This is a genomic window from Streptomyces umbrinus (assembly GCF_030817415.1).
Lineage (GTDB): Bacteria > Actinomycetota > Actinomycetes > Streptomycetales > Streptomycetaceae > Streptomyces > Streptomyces umbrinus_A.
The window spans coordinates 3,813,652-3,830,267 of record NZ_JAUSZI010000002.1 but is presented as its reverse complement, the minus strand read 5'-3'; the positions used below and the strand labels follow the sequence as shown (position 1 = coordinate 3,830,267).

The window sequence follows — 16,616 nt, the reverse complement described above, 5'->3', positions numbered from 1 at the left end:
CTGCCACAGGGGGACACGACGCCCGCCCCGACTCGCACGGCCTCCCTTTTTGGAACACCGACTTCCGTTGATGACCTGTGGCATCGGCGAAGAAAGCAGACGATCATGTCTCACCTGCTCGACTCAGTCGACTCCGCGTCGCTGCGCAGCGACGTCCCGGCCTTCCGCCCGGGAGACACCGTCAACGTCCACGTCCGCGTCATCGAGGGCAACCGCTCCCGTGTGCAGCAGTTCAAGGGCGTAGTCATCCGTCGCCAGGGCGCCGGTGTCCGCGAGACCTTCACGGTCCGCAAGGTCTCGTTCTCCGTCGGCGTCGAGCGCACCTTCCCGGTGCACACCCCGATCGTCGAGAAGATCGAGCTCGTCACCCGCGGTGACGTGCGTCGCGCGAAGCTGTACTACCTCCGTGACCTGCGCGGCAAGGCCGCGAAGATCAAGGAGAAGCGCGACAACTGAGCACTCGCGCCGGGCTCTGTTTGAGGGCTGGATAGCATCTGGCCCCGATGGACGCCGAAGCACAGCACACGGAGCGCGACCGCTCCTCCCACCCCGCCGGATCCGAGGAGATCTCGGACACAGAGGGGACGGAGGGACGGTCGCGTTTCGCGTTGGTGGACCGGGCCGCGGACCGGCTGCCCGGCGGCCGGATCACCCTGACCGTGCTGTTCTGTCTGTTTTCTCTGCTGCTGCTCAGCCGCTTCGTAATCCAGCCGTTCCAGATTCCCAGTGGCTCGATGGAGCCCGGATTGAGGATCGGGGACCGCGTTCTCGTAAATAAGTTGGCGTACCGTTTCGGTGCTGAGCCGAGGCGCGGTGACGTCGTCGTGTTCGACGGCACCGGTTACTTCGGCGACGCCGACTACATCAAGCGTGTCGTCGGCGTGGGGGGAGACCATGTGGTCTGCTGCGACAGGCAGGGGAGGATCGAGGTGAACGGCCGGTCGGTCGACGAGTCGACGTTTCTGTTCCCGGGCGACAAGCCGTCAGAGGTGTCCTTCGACGTCGCGGTGCCCGACGGCGCTCTGTTCGTCCTCGGCGACCACCGCGGTGACTCCAGCGACTCCCGCGACCACCTGGGCTCCCCGGGCGGCGGCATGATCCCCGTCGACGACGTGATCGGCAGAGCCGACTGGATCGCCTGGCCCCTCGGCCACTGGACCTGCCTGGAGCGCGCCGACGACTACGCGCGCGTGCCCGCCGCCACAGGACGCAGCGCCCCGGCGGCGAGCGGGCCGAGCACCGCGGACGGTGTCCGGCCGAGCACCGCGGACGGTGTCCATGGGTAACCGCGGCAAGCCCCGCAGCGCCCGCAGTGCCGCCGAGGACCTCCTGCCCACCGGTAGCCGGCGTACCGGAGGCCCCGTCCTGCCCGGCCGCGCCGAGCGGCGCAAGCTCGCCCGCAGGGTCAAGCGGCGCAGACAGCGCTCGGCGATCAAGGAGATACCCTTTCTGATAGGGGTCGCCCTGCTCATAGCGCTCGTCCTGAAGACGTTCCTCGTCCAGGCCTTCGTGATCCCGTCGGGCTCCATGGAACAGACGATCCGGATCGGCGACCGTGTCCTGGTCGACAAGCTCACGCCGTGGTTCGGCTCGAAGCCCGAGCGCGGCGACGTCGTCGTGTTCAAGGACCCCGGCGGATGGCTGGAGGACGAACAGCCGGTGGCGAAGGCGGACGACCCCATCGTCGTCAAGCAGGTCAAGGAGGTGCTGACCTTCATCGGCCTGCTGCCCTCCGACAACGAACGGGACCTGATCAAGCGGGTCGTCGCGGTCGGCGGCGACACCGTCAAGTGCTGTGACACTCAGGGCCGCGTGACCGTCAACGGCATGCCGCTCAACGAGCCCTACATCAACCCCGGCGACAAACCCTCCTCGCTCAACTTCGAGGTCAAGGTGCCCGAGGGGCGCCTGTGGGTCATGGGCGACCACCGCTCCAACTCCGCCGACTCCCGCTACCACCGCACCGAGAAGTACAACGGCACCATCTCCGAGGACGTCGTGGGCCGCGCCATGGTCATCGCCTGGCCCATCGGTCACTGGAGCCGGCTCAACGAGCCGGAAACGTATGCCTCCGTGCCCGACGCGCCCGGTGGGGCGGGCGTTGTGCTCGGCGCGTCGCATAGGGTGGCCACCGCGGATCGATACGGATTGATCCCGCTCCCGACCCCTGCGGAACTCCCGCTCGTTATGGGAGTGGTGGGCCTGCGTCGCATCCGTCGCAGGCGGCGGCACGGAGTGAGGAGTGGATGTGGGGGATTTGGCGGTCGGCGCACGGTCCGGACACGAGGGCCCCGAGGAGCGACCGGAACGATCCGAAGAGTCGGTCCCCCCGGCCGCAGAGGACGACGTGACCGTCGGCGGTGACGACGGTGGTGACTCCGGTGGTGATGGAGGCAGAGAGGCGCGGGACGGCGACGGCGCCGCCCCGCAGCCGAAGAAACCGCGGTCCTTCTGGAAAGAACTCCCGCTGCTCATCGGCATCGCGCTGGTTCTCGCGCTGCTGATCAAGACCTTCCTGGTGCAGGCGTTCTCGATCCCCTCGGACTCGATGCAGAACACCCTTCAGCAGGGTGACCGCGTCCTGGTCGACAAGTTGACTCCGTGGTTCGGCTCGAAGCCCGAGCGCGGCGAGGTCGTCGTCTTCCACGACCCCGCCAAGTGGCTGGCGGGCGAGCCGACCCCGAACCCGAACGCGATCCAGAAGGGCCTCAGTTGGATCGGCCTGATGCCGTCCGCCGAGGAGAAGGACCTCATCAAGCGTGTCATCGGCGTCGCCGGCGACACGGTCGAGTGCAAGGGCACCGGCCCGCTGAAGGTCAACGGCAAGGCGCTGAACGAGACTTCCTACGTGTACCCGGGGAACACGCCGTGCACCGTGGACGACCTCGGCGGGCAGTTCAGGGTGAAGGTGCCCGAAGGCAAAATCTGGGTCATGGGTGACCACCGGCAGAACTCGCTGGACTCCCGTTACCACCAGCAGGACAAGTACAAGGGCTTCGTGCCCGTGGACAACGTCGTGGGCCGCGCCATCGTCGTCGCCTGGCCGCCCACCCGCTGGTCGACGCTGCCGGTGCCGGACACCTTCGACCAGAACCTCAGCGCCGCCGCTCCGGGCGCGCTCGGGCTCGCGGGCGCGGTGCCGCTGGTGCTGTGGCGCAGGCGCCGTCTCACCGTCGGGAACACCAGGGTTTCTGGGCCGGGTACCGCCGGGTAGGGTGCCGTCCCAGATCGCCGATCTTCCGCGGCCGCACCTGGGCCGCGGGGTCGATTCTCCGAGTTGGGGGAGCACTGGGATGAGCGGGACAAGTCGTACGGACGAGGGCCGTGGACGGCTCGGCAGCAAGCTGTCGGGATTCGCCATGGCCCTCGGCTGTGTGCTCTTCCTCGGCGGCTTCGCCTGGGGCGCGGTCGTCTACCAGCCCTACACCGTTCCGACCGACTCGATGTCGCCGACCATCACGGCCGGCGACCGGGTGCTCGCCGAGCGGATCGACGGCTCCGACGTCGCGCGCGGTGACGTCGTCGTCTTCAAGCAGGCCAGCTGGGGCAACATGCCCATGGTCAAGCGCGTCGTCGCGGTGGGCGGGGACACCGTCGCCTGCTGCACGCAGAACAAGCTGACCGTCAACGGCAAGAAGATCGACGAACCGTATCTCCCCAAGGGCAGCGCGGCCGAGGCGACCACGATCCCGGCCATCAAGGTTCCCGAGGGCAGGCTCTTCCTGCTCGGCGACGAGCGCAGCGGCTCCCTCGACTCCACCGCCCACCTCACGGAGGCCGGCAGCGGCACGGTTCCGCGCAGCGCGGTGGACGCCCGCGTCGACGCCGTGGCCTGGCCCATGAACGGCATGCTGGCCCGGCCCACCAACTTCGAGACCCTCGGCGCCATCTCCGAGCCGGGGCCCCTGCGCCTGGTCCTCACGGCGATCGTGGTCGGCGCGGTACTCGTCCTCGGCGGCGGGGCGTACGGTCCGATCGCCAAGCGGGCGGAGCGCCGGCGCAGCCGCACGGGGACGAGGGAGCAGGCCCTTGCGGGCTGAGGCGCCGCAGGGAGCGGGCGAGCGGTCGGCCTCGGCCTCGGCCGCGGATTCCGGAAGCGCGGGCGAGCCGTCGGCCGCCGAGTCCGGAAGCGGGGGCGGACAGCCGGTTCCCGGGCCCGGAAGCACGGGCGAGCGGGCGGTCGCCGACTCCGGAAGCACGGGCGAGCGGGCGGTTCCCGGGCCCGACGAACTCGGGGAGCTGCGGAAGGTCGCCCGGGTGGTGCTGCTCGACCCGCAGGACCGCATCCTGCTGCTCCACGGCCACGAACCCGACGACCCGTCGGACAACTGGTGGTTCACACCGGGCGGCGGCGTGGAGGGCGACGAGACGCGGGAAGAGGCCGCCCGCCGGGAACTCGTGGAGGAGACCGGCATCACCGAGGTCGAGCTGGGCCCGGTGCTGTGGCGGCGGACCTGTTCGTTCCCGTTCGCGGGGCGCCGCTGGGACCAGGAGGAGTGGTACTACCTGGCCCGTACGACACAGACGGCGACCGAGGCCACGGGACTGACCGAGCTGGAACGGCGCAGTGTCGCCGGAGCGCGCTGGTGGACGTGCCAGGAACTTAACCAGGCACATGAGACGGTGTATCCGACCAGACTCGCCGAGCTGCTGCGCAGGCTGCTCGACGAAGGGCCCCCGGCCGGTCCCGAGACCCTCGACACGGAAATCGTCTAGGGGCTCGCGGGGCTGGCGCACAATAGGGGGACGCACGGCTGAAGGGGAACATGCCATGAGCGCCGAGGACCTCGAGAAGTACGAGACCGAGATGGAGCTGAAGCTCTACCGGGAGTACCGCGATGTCGTCGGTCTGTTCAAATACGTGATCGAGACCGAACGGCGCTTCTACCTCACCAACGACTACGAGATGCAGGTGCACTCGGTCCAGGGCGAGGTGTTTTTCGAGGTGTCCATGGCGGATGCCTGGGTGTGGGACATGTACCGGCCCGCTCGGTTCGTGAAGCAGGTACGCGTCCTCACATTCAAGGACGTGAACATCGAGGAGCTCAACAAGAGCGATCTCGAGCTGCCGAGCAGCTGAGGGATCACGGTCGCCGGGCGACCGGAAGGCGGGGACGGCCACTCGTGCGGGTGACTGAGTTGTCCACAGTCGAGTGGTCGTCCACCAAGATCCACTAGCGGGCCGCGGCGGGCTCAGTGTGGGTGCCGGAGGTGGTGCCCACATGAAGACGTCCAAGGCACGCAACGCACTGGGAAAGTACGGCGAGGACCTGGCCGTACGACGGCTGACCGATTCGGGAATGACGGTCCTGCAGCGCAACTGGCGCTCGGGCAGGGCCGGCGAGATCGACATCGTGGCCCGGGACGGCGACGCGCTGGTCGTCTGCGAGGTCAAGACCCGCCGCACGGGAACCTTCGAGCACCCGATGGCCGCCGTCACCCCCGTCAAGGCGCAGCGGCTGCGCGGCCTCGCCGAGCGATGGCTGCAGGAACACGGAGGAGCCCCACCCGGCGGCGTCCGCATCGACGTCGTCGGCGTCCTGCTGCCCGACCGCGGTGCCGCCGTCGTGGAGCACGTGCGGGGGGTGGCCTGATGGGATTCGCGCGTACGTGCTCGGTGGCCCTCGTCGGAGTGGAGGGCGTCGTCGTCGAGGTCCAGGCGGACCTGGAGCCCGGGGTCGCGGCGTTCACCCTGGTCGGCCTGCCCGACAAGAGCCTGACGGAGAGCAAGGACCGGGTGCGGGCGGCCGTGGTCAACTCCGGCGGCGAGTGGCCGCAGAAGAAGCTCACGGTGGGCCTCAGCCCGGCCTCGGTGCCCAAGAGCGGCAGCGGATTCGATCTCGCGATCGCCTGTGCGGCGCTGGGAGCCTCCGAGCGGATCGACCCACGGGCGCTCTCCGACATCGTGATGATCGGCGAGCTGGGGCTGGACGGGCGGGTCCGGCCCGTCCGAGGTGTGCTGCCGGCCGTGCTCGCCGCCGCGGACGCGGGATACGAGCAGGTGGTGGTGCCGGAATGCGCCGCCGCCGAGGCCTCGCTGGTGCCCGGGGTGTCCGTGCTCGGCGTCCGCAGCCTCCGGCAGCTGATCGCCGTCCTCACGGACGAACCGGTGCCTGACGAGGAGCCCGACGAGCAGGGCCGCCCGGATCCGCTGCTCGCGGGCCTGCGCATGCCGGGGACGGGCGCGGCCACGGGCATGCACAGCATGGGCGCCATGCAGCACGACCACGGGCACGACCTCGCCGACGTCGTCGGCCAGCACTCGGCACGGACCGCGGTGGAGGTCGCCGCGGCCGGCGGACACCACCTGTTCCTGGAAGGTCCACCGGGGGCGGGCAAGACGATGCTGGCCGAGCGACTTCCGGCCATCCTGCCGAGGCTCAGCCGCGGCGAGTCCCTGGAGGTCACAGCCGTCCACTCGGTCGCGGGCCTGCTGCCACCGGGCAAGCCCCTGGTCGACGTCGCGCCCTACTGCGCACCGCACCACTCGGCGACCATGCAGGCGCTCGTGGGAGGCGGCCAGGGAATCGCACGGCCGGGCGCGGCGTCGCTCTCCCACCGGGGAGTGCTCTTCCTCGACGAGACACCAGAATTCAGCAGCCACGCCCTCGACGCCCTGCGCCAGCCCTTGGAATCGGGGCACGTGGTGATCGCGCGCAGCGCCGGAGTCGTGCGCTTCCCTGCCCGGTTCCTCATGGTGCTCGCGGCGAACCCCTGCCCGTGTGGCCGCTTCTCGCAGCGGGACAGCCTGTGCGAGTGCCCGTCCTCGGCGATCCGCCGCTACCAGGCACGGCTCTCCGGACCTCTGCTCGACCGGGTCGATCTGCGGGTCGAGGTGGACCGCGTCACCCGGTCCGAACTCACGGAGCGGGGTGCGCGGGGCGAATCCACCGAGACGGTCGCCGACCGGGTGCGGGCGGCCAGGGACCGGGCCGCGGCGCGGCTGACGGACACTCCCTGGCGGACCAACAGCGAAGTGCCGGGGCGGGAGCTGCGCAGCCGTTGGTACGCCTCGCCGGGAGCCATGGACGACGCCGAGCGCAGTCTGGAGCGCGGCGTGCTCACCGCACGCGGTCTCGACCGTGTCCTGCGCGTCGCCTGGACCGTCGCGGACCTGGTGGGACACGACCGGCCCGACGCGACGGACGTGGCCCTCGCCCTGCAACTGCGCACCGGCGTCCCTCGGGGGGTGCCCATGGCGATCGGAGCGCTGTCATGAGCGGGGCCAGCAGCGGTGGAGGGGGCAGCGGGGAGAGTGAATACCGCAGGGACGGCAGGGACGGTGGGGACGACGCGCGGCTCCACCGGGCCTTCCTCGCCCGCGTCGTCGAACCGGGGGACGAGGTCTGCGGACGGTGGCTCCGCGAGATCGGGGCCGCGGAGGTGGTCCGGCGGCTCACTGGAGACGGGCAGCAGCTGCCGGGTGTCACGGACAAGCGATGGGCGGGGCTGAGGGCCCGGGCCGAGCGGGCGGACCCGGAGCGGGACCTCGCCGTGGCACGGGACGCCGGGACGCGGTTCGTGTGCCCGGGGGACGCCGAATGGCCCGCACAGCTGGACGACCTCGGGGACGCGCGGCCCACCGGTCTGTGGGTGCGAGGGCGGCCCAGCCTGCGGATATGGGCGCTGCGCTCGGTGGCGGTCGTGGGGGCACGGGCCTGCACCGAGTACGGCGCGCACATGGCGTCCGTACTAGGCGCGGGGCTCGCCGAGCGGGGATGGGTCGTGGTGTCCGGGGGTGCCTACGGGGTGGACGGCGCGACACACCGCGGTGCGCTCGGCGCGGGCGGGGCCACCGTCGCCGTACTCGCCTGCGGGGTGGACCGGCCCTATCCGCGCGGGCACACACAACTGATCACCCGCATCGCCGAACAGGGGCTGGTCGTGGGCGAGTTGCCGCCCGGCGACCATCCGACACCGAGCAGGTTCATCCTGCGCAACAGGGTCATCGCGGCGTTGACCCGCGGCACGGTGGTCGTCGAGGCGGCGTACCGGAGCGGCGCTCTGGTCACGGCCCGGGCCGCTCAGCGGTTGGGCCGGTACGCGATAGGGGTACCGGGCCCGGCCACCAGCGCGCTCTCGGCAGGGGTGCACGAACTGCTGCGCGGGGACGCGGTGCTGGTCACGGACGCCGCGGAAGTGGCGGAGCTGGTCTGCGACATGGGCGAGCTGGCGCCGGACAGGCGTGGGCCGGTGCTGCCGCGCGACCTCCTGGACCCCGCCGCCGCCCGTGTGCTGGCCGCCCTGCCGGCCCATGGGACCGCATCGCCGCAGGACACCGCCAGGAGCGCCGGCACGACGGCGGACGACGCGGTCGCGAGACTGTACGAACTCCGCTCACTTGGGTTCGTCGAACGACACGGCGACGGCTGGAAGTTGACACGCCAGGCCACTATCTCCGTCGACACGGATCGGGGGCGATGCTGACCGAGAGTGTTCGGCCGTCCGGGCGACCCCCCGAAACCCTTGGCAGTTCCCGTAGTTGGCGCTCCACGGCGATTACACACGGCGACGGTCGTGCCCCTGAGGGGCGCCCAGCGGAACGTATCTGCGCACGGTGGATCCCTCGCCCTTCGCACACTGCGACGCTCCAGTCACGCTACGCTCACGAGGATTCCGACTCAGACAGGCAACTCGACATCAGAGCGACAGCTCACTCAGGCACCCCCAGTTCACGGCAGAACGGCACAAGGCGACGAATGCCCCAGCACACCTCCGGGTCTGACCGGGCGGCTGTTCCCCCCGCTGCCCGCGGCGGCGTGCGGCCGCCCGCCCCCTCGACGCTCGACGAGCTGTGGAGGTCGTACAAGACCACGGGCGACGAGCGACTGCGCGAGCAGCTGATCCTCCACTACTCGCCGCTGGTGAAGTACGTCGCGGGCCGGGTGAGTGTGGGCCTGCCGCCCAACGTGGAGCAGGCGGACTTCGTCTCGTCGGGTGTGTTCGGGCTGATCGACGCCATCGAGAAGTTCGACATCGAGCGGGAGATCAAGTTCGAGACGTACGCGATCACGCGGATCCGGGGCGCGATGATCGACGAGCTGAGGGCGCTGGACTGGATCCCGCGTTCCGTGCGGCAGAAGGCGCGCAATGTCGAGCGGGCCTACGCGACGCTGGAGGCACGGCTGCGGCGTACGCCGTCGGAGTGCGAGGTGGCCGGCGAGATGGGCATCCCGGTTGACGAACTGCATGCGGTGTTCAGCCAGTTGTCGCTGGCGAACGTGGTCGCCCTGGAGGAACTGCTGCATGTCGGCGGTGAGGGCGGCGACCGGCTGAGCCTGATGGACACCCTTGAGGACACCGCGGCTGACAACCCCGTGGAGGTCGCCGAGGACCGGGAACTGCGGCGCTTCCTGGCACGTGCCATCAACACGCTGCCCGAGCGCGAGAAGACCGTCGTCACGCTCTACTACTACGAGGGACTCACACTCGCAGAGATCGGCAACGTCCTGGGTGTGACGGAGAGCCGGGTCAGCCAGATCCACACCAAGTCCGTCCTCCAGCTCCGCGCCAAGCTGGCGAGCTTCGGACGCTGACCTCGTTTCCTCGGCAACGCCTCTGAAGTGGGACTTCTTTCGGCCTGGGGCCCAAGGATCAAGCCCTGACGGACGAGAGTCTCCCGTCTTGGGCGGGGCATCCGTAAAGTGGGAGCGTGCCAAGGATTCGAGCGGCCTCCGTGGCCGAGCACCGGTCGATGCAGCGAGCCGCCCTGCTGGACGCGGCACGGTCACTGCTGTCCGAGGGCGGGACGGAGGCGCTGACGTTCCCGGCACTGGCCGAGCGGACGGGTCTGGCGCGGTCCTCCGTGTACGAGTACTTCCGGTCGCGGGCAGCCGTCGTCGAAGAGCTCTGTGAGGTCGACTTCCCGGTATGGGCGGCCGAGGTCGAGGCGGCGATGGCGCTGGCCGGGACGCCCGAGGGCAAGGTCGAGGCGTACGTCCGCCAGCAGCTCGGCCTCGTCGGCGACCGGCGTCACCGGGCCGTCGTGGCGATCTCCGCGAGCGAGCTCGACGCGGGTGCGCGCGAGAAGATCCGCGCGGCTCACGGCGGACTCGTCGCGATGATCGTGGAAGCGCTGCGGGACATCGGCCACGAGCAGCCCCGGATGGCCGCGATGCTCCTCCAGGGGATCGTGGACGCGGCCGTGCGCAGGATCGAGATCGGTGCGGCCGAGGATCCCGATGTGATCACCGACGCCGCGGTGGCGATGGCCCTGCGGGGCGTCCAGGGCTGAGTACCTCCTGCGTCGGCCGGGTCGGGATCCCTCCGGTGTCGGACGGGCGGTGTCGTTCCGGCGTCTGTCGGTCGGGGTGCCTTACAGGTGTGTCGGTCGGTGTCGATTCGGTGGGATGCCGTTCGTATGGGGGTGGAGGACCCCTCCCACTGGGAGGGTGGCGCCCCTTTCGAAACGCCCGCCCGGAGGTTGTCATGTCGTTCACCGATGAAGAGATCGCCTACATGCGGTCACAGCCGCTCGCCCGCGTCGCGACGCTGTCTCCCGACGGCCGGCAGCCCGACGTGGTCCCGCTCGCCTTCGAGTACGACGGCACGCACTTCTGGGTCGGCGGCAGCGGCTCGTCGGTCGCCGGGACCCGCAAGTTCCGCAACATCCGGGCCGGCCACCACGAGGTGGCCCTCGTCATCGACGATCTGGTGTCCCTGAACCCGTTCATCGCGCGAGGCGTACGGGTCTACGGCACCGCCGAAGAACCCGTCGAGCGTGTGGGGATGGTCGGCCCGGGGCTCTACATGCGCATCACGCCGACCGTCTCCTGGAGCTGGAACATGGCGGGCCGTCCGGTGGGCGCGGAGTGGTACCCGTCGCGGCGGTCGGTCCATGAGGTGCCGCCGAGCGGTCGGCCGGACCTGAGCCAGGGCCAGGGCTTAGGGCACGGCACGTACCTCGGACTCGGGAACCCCGATGACCGGCAGCAGCCGTGACGGACCCCGGCCGAGCAGCCACGGCGGGAGCAGGGACAGGGGATCCAGGTAGGTGTCGGCCCTGCGCAGTCCCCAGTGCAGGCAGGACGCCGGACAGTGCGACCCCGTCGGTTCCAGTACGCCGATCACCTCGCCCGCCGCCACCACCGCGCCCTTCTTCGCCGTCGCCCGCACCGGCTCGTAGGTCGTGCGCAGGGGAGGGTCGCCCGTGCCGTTCAGTTCCACCGAGACGACTCCACGGCCCGCCACCCGGCCCGCGAAGGAGACACGGCCCGGAGCCACGGCGCGGACCGGGGTGCCGGGGTTCGCGGCGAGGTCGACCCCGCGATGGCCCCGGCCGTAGGTGGTGGCCGGGGGTTCCCAGCCGCGTATCACCGATGGACGCAGGCCCACCGGCCAGGCGCGGCCGACGGCGGGCACCGGTGTGTCGGCGGGTGGAGCCGGGACGGCGGGTGGAGCCGGGGGCGAACTGCCGCCGGGGCCGCCGCTTGGGCCACCGCCGGGACCGCCGTCGAGGGCGGTCGCCGTGGGGAGAGCAGCACCCAAGGCACCCACGGCGGCCACCATCAGGGCCACGGTCAAGGCAGGCAGCAGCGTCAGCCACGTACGCGTCGATTGGTCTTCTCGCATGCGAGAACGGTCCCGTGCGGGACGGAAAAAAGTGGATCATGGCCAGGATCTGTGGAGTACCGGCCGGTTGTGGACAGCGGCGTCACCCGGCACCTCGTGGGTCCCGTACACTTCTGGTGGCGATCCGGGTCACCGGGTCGACTTCGCACGCCCCGACACGAGGCCCTCAAACAGCCGGTGTCAGCGCCTCTCGGTCCCTAGCGGGCAAGGCGCATCGCGGGCGTCAGGCGCGAGTGCCGTCCGGCACGCGCGGCACAACCGAGAAACTCAAGGAGAACGGCCATGGCCGTCGTCACGATGCGGGAGCTGCTGGAAAGCGGCGTCCACTTCGGTCACCAGACCCGTCGTTGGAACCCGAAGATGAAGCGATTCATCTTCACGGAGCGCAACGGCATCTACATCATCGACCTGCTCCAGTCGCTGTCGTACATCGACCGCGCCTACGAGTTCGTCAAGGAGACCGTCGCCCACGGCGGCACGGTCATGTTCGTCGGCACGAAGAAGCAGGCGCAGGAGGCGATCGCCGAGCAGGCGACCCGCGTCGGCATGCCCTACGTCAACCAGCGCTGGCTGGGCGGCATGCTCACCAACTTCTCCACCGTCTACAAGCGTCTGCAGCGCCTCAAGGAGCTTGAGCAGATCGACTTCGAGGACGTCGCCGCGTCCGGTCTGACCAAGAAGGAGCTTCTCGTGCTCTCGCGCGAGAAGGCCAAGCTTGAGAAGACCCTCGGTGGTATCCGCGAGATGTCCAAGGTTCCCAGCGCCGTCTGGATCGTGGACACCAAGAAGGAGCACATCGCGGTCGGTGAGGCCCGGAAGCTCAACATTCCGGTCGTCGCCATCCTCGACACGAACTGCGACCCCGACGAGGTCGACTACAAGATCCCGGGCAACGACGACGCGATCCGCTCCGTCACCCTGCTCACCCGCGTGATCGCCGACGCGGTCGCCGAGGGCCTCATCTCCCGTTCCGGTGCCGGCAAGGCCGCCGAGGGTGACAAGGCCGCGGGCGAGCCGCTCGCCGCGTGGGAGCGCGACCTGCTCGAGGGCGGCGAGAAGAAGGCCGATGAGGCTCCCGCCGAGGCGCCTGCTGCTGAGGCCCCTGCCGCCGAGGAGGCCCCCGCGGCCGCCGAGGCCGAGGCTCCGGCCGCTCCCGAGGCTCCCGTCGCCGAGGCCCCCGCCGCTGCTGAGGAGGCCGAGGCCGAGAAGCCGGCCGAGGCCGCCGAGCAGGCCTGACGAACCAGCGTCACGGTTGAGTGACGGCGGGCGGTGCCAAGGGCGCCGCCCGCCGTTCACCCCCAGCCCGTAGATCTTCGGTGGACGCCCGCCCGATCAGCGGCGGACGCCGACTTCGAGACTTCGAACTCCGAGAAGAGATTCACAGATCATGGCGAACTACACCGCCGCTGACGTCAAGAAGCTCCGTGAGCTCACCGGCGCCGGCATGATGGACTGCAAGAAGGCGCTCGACGAGGCCGACGGCAACGTCGACAAGGCCGTCGAGGCGCTGCGCATCAAGGGCCAGAAGGGCGTCGCCAAGCGCGAGGGCCGCTCCGCCGAGAACGGCGCCGTGGTCTCCATCATCGCCGACGACAACACCTCCGGCGTCCTGGTCGAGCTGAAGTGCGAGACGGACTTCGTCGCCAAGGGCGAGAGGTTCCAGGCCGTCGCCAACACGATCGCCGAGCACGTCACCAAGACCTCCCCGGCCGACCTCGAGGCGCTGCTCGCGTCCGAGATCGAGGCCGGCAAGACGGTCCAGGCGTACGTCGACGAGGCCAACGCCAACCTGGGCGAGAAGATCGTCCTGGACCGCTTCGCGCAGTTCTCCGGCGCCTACGTCGGCTCGTACATGCACCGCACCATGCCCGACCTGCCCCCGCAGATCGGTGTCCTGGTCGAGCTGGACAAGGCCGACGCCGACCTCGCCAAGGGCATCGCGCAGCACATCGCCGCCTTCGCGCCGAAGTACCTCTCCCGTGAGGACGTTCCGGCCGAGGTCGTCGAGTCCGAGCGTCGCGTCGCCGAGGAGACCACCCGCGCCGAGGGCAAGCCCGAGGCGGCCCTCCCGAAGATCGTCGAGGGTCGGGTCAACGGCTTCTTCAAGGAAGCCACCCTTCTCGGTCAGCCGTACGCGCTCGACCAGAAGAAGTCCGTCCAGAAGATCCTGGACGAGGCCGGTGTCACCCTGAAGCGTTTCGTACGCATCAAGGTCGGCATCTGAGTCCGTACCGCGATCGACGCGCGACCCCGATAGGGTCGACAGCAGTCGTCCGTGTTGGTTGCGTATGCCGCCACGCGCGCGCGTGACGGTCGACAGCAGATCTGACGAGGAGGCCATTGCCGCGCATGGGTTGCCACCAACACCCCACCGGCAATGGCCTTCTTTGTATGTGCGACACGTAGAAGAGGCGAGATCTCCATGACCACCACCAAGGCCGACAAGGACGAAAAGAGCGACACCGGCAAGGGCGCCGGCCGCTTCCTGCTGAAGCTTTCCGGCGAGGCTTTCGCCGGTGGCGGGGCACTCGGCGTCGACCCCGACGTGGTGCACAAAATGGCCCGGGAGATCGCCGCGGTGGTCCGCGGCGGTGCCCAGATCGCCGTCGTCATCGGCGGCGGCAACTTCTTCCGCGGCGCCGAACTCCAGCAGCGCGGCATGGACCGGGCCCGCTCCGACTACATGGGCATGCTCGGCACCGTCATGAACTGCCTGGCCCTTCAGGACTTCCTGGAGAAGGAGGGCATCGACTCACGCGTGCAGACCGCCATCACCATGGGGCAGGTCGCCGAGCCGTACATCCCGCTGCGGGCCGTGCGGCACCTGGAGAAGGGCCGTGTGGTCATCTTCGGCGCGGGCATGGGCATGCCGTACTTCTCCACCGACACCACCGCCGCCCAGCGCGCCCTGGAGATCGACGCCGAGGCCCTGCTGATGGGCAAGAACGGTGTGGACGGGGTCTACGACTCCGACCCGAAGACCAACCCCGAAGCGGTCAAGTTCGACTCGCTCAGCTACGGCGAGGTCATCACCCGCGACCTCAAGGTCGCCGACATGACCGCGATCACCCTGTGCCGCGACAACAAGCTCCCGATCCTCGTCTTCGAGCTTCTGGCCGAGGGCAATATCGCGCGGGCCGTCAAGGGTGAGAAGATCGGCACGCTTGTGGGTGACCAGGGCAGTCGGGCCTGACCGGGGGATGGACAATGTCCTGCCGGTCGGGAACCGTGCAGGAATAAGACGCGACGCAGCCGGCCGCCTACCCGCCAAGGAACCGCAGCCGGGCCTACTCAAGACACGCAGGAGCAAGTGGTGATCGAAGAGACCCTCCTCGAGGCCGAGGAGAAGATGGAGAAGGCCGTCGTGGTCGCCAAGGAGGACTTCGCCGCGATCCGCACCGGCCGTGCGCACCCGGCGATGTTCAACAAGATCGTGGCGGACTACTACGGCGCGCTGACGCCGATCAACCAACTGGCCTCGTTCTCGGTGCCCGAGCCGCGCATGGCCGTGGTGACCCCGTTCGACAAGAGCGCGCTGCGCAACATCGAGCAGGCGATCCGTGACTCCGACCTCGGCGTCAACCCGAGCAACGACGGCAATATCATCCGGGTGGTGTTCCCCGAGCTGACGGAGGAGCGCCGCAAGGACTACATCAAGGTCGCCCGCACCAAGGCCGAGGACTCCAAGATCTCGATCCGCTCCGTGCGCCGCAAGGCCAAGGACGGCATCGACAAGATGATCAAGGACGGCGAGGTCGGCGAGGACGAGGGCCGCCGTGCGGAGAAGGAGCTCGACGACACCACCGCGAAGTACGTCGCTCAGGTGGACGAGCTGCTCAAGCACAAGGAAGCAGAGCTGCTCGAGGTCTGATGAACGACTCTTCCTGGGGGGCGCCGCCACAAGCCGGGTACTGGGGGCCGTCCGACCAGGGGCCTGTCCAGGGGGCTGCCCCGGCGGGTCCCGCCTACGATGCGCACAACGCGCAGCAGACTCGCCCCATGCCCATCGTGCCCGACGTACCCGCGCATGGCGGAGACCAGGATGACGACCGAGGGGCTGCTCGGACGGGCGGCCCCCTGTTCCGCGACGAGACGCCTCGGACGCCGCCGCACCAGGATCCGTCCTCTCAGGGGCCGTCCCATCGGTCGCAGAATCCGCAGGAGCCCATGTCCAGCGCCGCACAGCCCGCACCCGCGCCGCCGAAGAAGAGCGCGGGCCGCGACCTGGGCGCTGCCATAGGGGTCGGGGTCGCGCTCGGTGCGGTGATCGTCGCGTCGCTGTTCGTCGTCAAGGCCGCCTTCGTCGGGGTGATAGCGATCGCCGTCGTGGTCGGCCTGTGGGAACTCACGTCGCGGCTCGCGGAACAGAAGGGCATCAAGGCGCCGCTCGTGCCGCTGGCGATCGGCGGTGCCGCGATGGTCGTCGCCGGATACGTCCGGGGTGCCGAGGGTGCCTGGGTGGCGATGGCGCTCACCGCGCTCGCGGTCCTGGTCTGGCGGATGACCGAACCGCCCGAGGGATACCTCAAGGACGTCACCGCGGGGGTCTTCGCGGCCTTCTACATCCCGTTCCTCGCCACGTTCGTGGCGATGATGCTCACCGCGGACGACGGTGCGCGGCGGGTGCTCACGTTCCTGCTGCTGGCCGTGGTCAGCGACACGGGCGCGTACGCCGTCGGCTGGCGCTTCGGCAAGCACAAGCTCGCCCCGCGCATCAGCCCCGGCAAGACCCGCGAGGGCCTGCTGGGCGCGCTGGCCTTCGCCATGGTGGGGGGCGCGCTGTGCATGCAGTTCCTCATCGACGACGGCACCTGGTGGCAAGGCCTGATCGTCGGCCTCGCGGTCGCGGCCAGCGCCACGCTCGGCGACCTCGGCGAGTCGATGATCAAGCGCGACCTGGGCATCAAGGACATGGGCACCTTGCTGCCGGGTCACGGCGGCATCATGGACCGCCTGGACTCGTTGCTGCCTACGGCTCCGGTGGTGTGGCTGCTGCTGGTGCTGTTCGTCGGGAGCTGACACCGGGGCTCAGGGTCTGCGGTCTG

19 protein-coding genes are annotated in these 16,616 nt (G+C 69.8%); 18 read left to right on the top strand and 1 reads right to left on the bottom strand.

Features of this window, described 5'->3' with window-relative positions:
• The first annotated feature begins 105 nt into the window (after positions 1–105).
• The 13 genes from rplS (at position 106) to QF035_RS16675 (ending at position 10,941) form a co-directional block, all read left to right on the top strand.
• Positions 106–456 carry a 50S ribosomal protein L19 gene (gene rplS / locus QF035_RS16735; RefSeq protein ID WP_067026952.1) on the top strand — a complete coding sequence of 117 codons (351 nt, stop codon included), beginning with the start codon at positions 106–108 and terminating at the stop codon, positions 454–456.
• 47 nt (positions 457–503) lie between these two features.
• Positions 504–1,286: a signal peptidase I gene (gene lepB / locus QF035_RS16730; protein ID WP_307521138.1), complete on the top strand. Its 783-nt coding sequence runs from the start codon at positions 504–506 to the stop codon at positions 1,284–1,286.
• Positions 1,279–2,364 carry a signal peptidase I gene (gene lepB / locus QF035_RS16725; RefSeq protein ID WP_307521137.1) on the top strand — a complete coding sequence of 362 codons (1,086 nt, stop codon included), beginning with the start codon at positions 1,279–1,281 and terminating at the stop codon, positions 2,362–2,364. Before lepB (QF035_RS16730) ends, lepB (QF035_RS16725) begins: the two co-directional genes overlap by 8 nt.
• The gene (gene lepB / locus QF035_RS16720) at positions 2,249–3,214 is read left to right on the top strand and encodes a signal peptidase I (RefSeq protein WP_307521136.1); all 966 of its coding nucleotides are present in this window, start codon (positions 2,249–2,251) and stop codon (positions 3,212–3,214) included. The genes lepB (QF035_RS16725) and lepB (QF035_RS16720) overlap by 116 nt, the downstream gene beginning before the upstream one ends.
• A gap of 79 nt (positions 3,215–3,293) precedes the next feature.
• The gene (lepB, locus tag QF035_RS16715; RefSeq protein WP_307521135.1) at positions 3,294–4,040 is read left to right on the top strand and encodes a signal peptidase I; all 747 of its coding nucleotides are present in this window, start codon (positions 3,294–3,296) and stop codon (positions 4,038–4,040) included.
• 199 nt (positions 4,041–4,239) lie between these two features.
• Positions 4,240–4,716 (top strand): NUDIX hydrolase, encoded by a 477-nt coding sequence (locus QF035_RS16710; RefSeq protein WP_307531180.1) that lies wholly within the window; start codon positions 4,240–4,242, stop codon positions 4,714–4,716.
• Positions 4,717–4,771: 55 nt separating this feature from the next.
• Complete coding sequence (locus QF035_RS16705) at positions 4,772–5,080, top strand: DUF2469 domain-containing protein (protein WP_055510545.1); 309 nt, start codon at positions 4,772–4,774, stop codon at positions 5,078–5,080.
• A gap of 142 nt (positions 5,081–5,222) precedes the next feature.
• A complete protein-coding gene (locus QF035_RS16700; protein WP_307521134.1) occupies positions 5,223–5,594 on the top strand; it encodes a YraN family protein in 372 nt (123 codons plus the stop codon).
• Positions 5,594–7,219 (top strand): YifB family Mg chelatase-like AAA ATPase, encoded by a 1,626-nt coding sequence (locus tag QF035_RS16695; protein WP_307521133.1) that lies wholly within the window; start codon positions 5,594–5,596, stop codon positions 7,217–7,219. Before QF035_RS16700 ends, QF035_RS16695 begins: the two co-directional genes overlap by 1 nt.
• A complete protein-coding gene (gene dprA / locus QF035_RS16690) occupies positions 7,216–8,427 on the top strand; it encodes a DNA-processing protein DprA (protein WP_307521132.1) in 1,212 nt (403 codons plus the stop codon). The genes QF035_RS16695 and dprA overlap by 4 nt, the downstream gene beginning before the upstream one ends.
• A gap of 272 nt (positions 8,428–8,699) precedes the next feature.
• On the top strand, positions 8,700–9,536 hold the full coding sequence (gene whiG, locus QF035_RS16685) for an RNA polymerase sigma factor WhiG (protein ID WP_269649606.1): 837 nt from the start codon (positions 8,700–8,702) through the stop codon (positions 9,534–9,536).
• 140 nt (positions 9,537–9,676) lie between these two features.
• Positions 9,677–10,234, top strand: coding sequence for a TetR/AcrR family transcriptional regulator (locus QF035_RS16680; RefSeq protein ID WP_307531178.1), 558 nt, complete (start codon positions 9,677–9,679; stop codon positions 10,232–10,234).
• Between the two features lie 194 nt (positions 10,235–10,428).
• On the top strand, positions 10,429–10,941 hold the full coding sequence (locus QF035_RS16675) for a PPOX class F420-dependent oxidoreductase (protein WP_307521131.1): 513 nt from the start codon (positions 10,429–10,431) through the stop codon (positions 10,939–10,941).
• Here the strand turns inward: QF035_RS16675 and QF035_RS16670 are convergent.
• Positions 10,885–11,571 carry a murein hydrolase activator EnvC family protein gene (locus QF035_RS16670; protein WP_307521130.1) on the bottom strand — a complete coding sequence of 229 codons (687 nt, stop codon included), beginning with the start codon at positions 11,569–11,571 and terminating at the stop codon, positions 10,885–10,887. The two genes, QF035_RS16675 and QF035_RS16670, sit on opposite strands and share 57 nt — an antisense overlap.
• Positions 11,572–11,853: 282 nt before the next feature.
• Between QF035_RS16670 and rpsB the strand changes: the two genes are divergently transcribed.
• The 5 genes from rpsB (at position 11,854) to QF035_RS16645 (ending at position 16,590) form a co-directional block, all read left to right on the top strand.
• Positions 11,854–12,807 (top strand): 30S ribosomal protein S2, encoded by a 954-nt coding sequence (gene rpsB / locus QF035_RS16665; RefSeq protein ID WP_307521129.1) that lies wholly within the window; start codon positions 11,854–11,856, stop codon positions 12,805–12,807.
• 151 nt (positions 12,808–12,958) lie between these two features.
• The gene (tsf, locus tag QF035_RS16660) at positions 12,959–13,795 is read left to right on the top strand and encodes a translation elongation factor Ts (protein WP_143640679.1); all 837 of its coding nucleotides are present in this window, start codon (positions 12,959–12,961) and stop codon (positions 13,793–13,795) included.
• Positions 13,796–13,993: 198 nt separating this feature from the next.
• Positions 13,994–14,764: a UMP kinase gene (pyrH, locus tag QF035_RS16655; RefSeq protein WP_055614582.1), complete on the top strand. Its 771-nt coding sequence runs from the start codon at positions 13,994–13,996 to the stop codon at positions 14,762–14,764.
• A 120-nt stretch (positions 14,765–14,884) separates the two neighbouring features.
• Entirely contained in the window at positions 14,885–15,442 is a 558-nt protein-coding gene (gene frr, locus QF035_RS16650; RefSeq protein WP_055614581.1) for a ribosome recycling factor, read from the top strand.
• Entirely contained in the window at positions 15,442–16,590 is a 1,149-nt protein-coding gene (locus QF035_RS16645) for a phosphatidate cytidylyltransferase (RefSeq protein WP_307521127.1), read from the top strand. Before frr ends, QF035_RS16645 begins: the two co-directional genes overlap by 1 nt.
• The last annotated feature ends 26 nt before the right edge of the window (positions 16,591–16,616 follow it).

Bases quoted from the DNA above. Each gene is read 5' to 3' on its own strand.
- rplS (WP_067026952.1), top strand. From the start codon at position 106: ATGTCTCACCTGCTCGACTCAGTCGACTCCGCGTCGCTGCGCAGCGAC.
- lepB (WP_307521137.1), top strand. From the start codon at position 1,279: ATGGGTAACCGCGGCAAGCCCCGCAGCGCCCGCAGTGCCGCCGAGGAC.
- tsf (WP_143640679.1), top strand. From the start codon at position 12,959: ATGGCGAACTACACCGCCGCTGACGTCAAGAAGCTCCGTGAGCTCACC.
- rpsB (WP_307521129.1), top strand. From the start codon at position 11,854: ATGGCCGTCGTCACGATGCGGGAGCTGCTGGAAAGCGGCGTCCACTTC.
- whiG (WP_269649606.1), top strand. From the start codon at position 8,700: ATGCCCCAGCACACCTCCGGGTCTGACCGGGCGGCTGTTCCCCCCGCT.
- QF035_RS16675 (WP_307521131.1), top strand. From the start codon at position 10,429: ATGTCGTTCACCGATGAAGAGATCGCCTACATGCGGTCACAGCCGCTC.
- QF035_RS16645 (WP_307521127.1), top strand. From the start codon at position 15,442: ATGAACGACTCTTCCTGGGGGGCGCCGCCACAAGCCGGGTACTGGGGG.
- pyrH (WP_055614582.1), top strand. From the start codon at position 13,994: ATGACCACCACCAAGGCCGACAAGGACGAAAAGAGCGACACCGGCAAG.
- lepB (WP_307521135.1), top strand. From the start codon at position 3,294: ATGAGCGGGACAAGTCGTACGGACGAGGGCCGTGGACGGCTCGGCAGC.
- QF035_RS16705 (WP_055510545.1), top strand. From the start codon at position 4,772: ATGAGCGCCGAGGACCTCGAGAAGTACGAGACCGAGATGGAGCTGAAG.
- QF035_RS16670 (WP_307521130.1), bottom strand. From the start codon at position 11,571: ATGCGAGAAGACCAATCGACGCGTACGTGGCTGACGCTGCTGCCTGCC.
- dprA (WP_307521132.1), top strand. From the start codon at position 7,216: ATGAGCGGGGCCAGCAGCGGTGGAGGGGGCAGCGGGGAGAGTGAATAC.
- QF035_RS16695 (WP_307521133.1), top strand. From the start codon at position 5,594: ATGGGATTCGCGCGTACGTGCTCGGTGGCCCTCGTCGGAGTGGAGGGC.
- QF035_RS16700 (WP_307521134.1), top strand. From the start codon at position 5,223: ATGAAGACGTCCAAGGCACGCAACGCACTGGGAAAGTACGGCGAGGAC.
- lepB (WP_307521138.1), top strand. From the start codon at position 504: ATGGACGCCGAAGCACAGCACACGGAGCGCGACCGCTCCTCCCACCCC.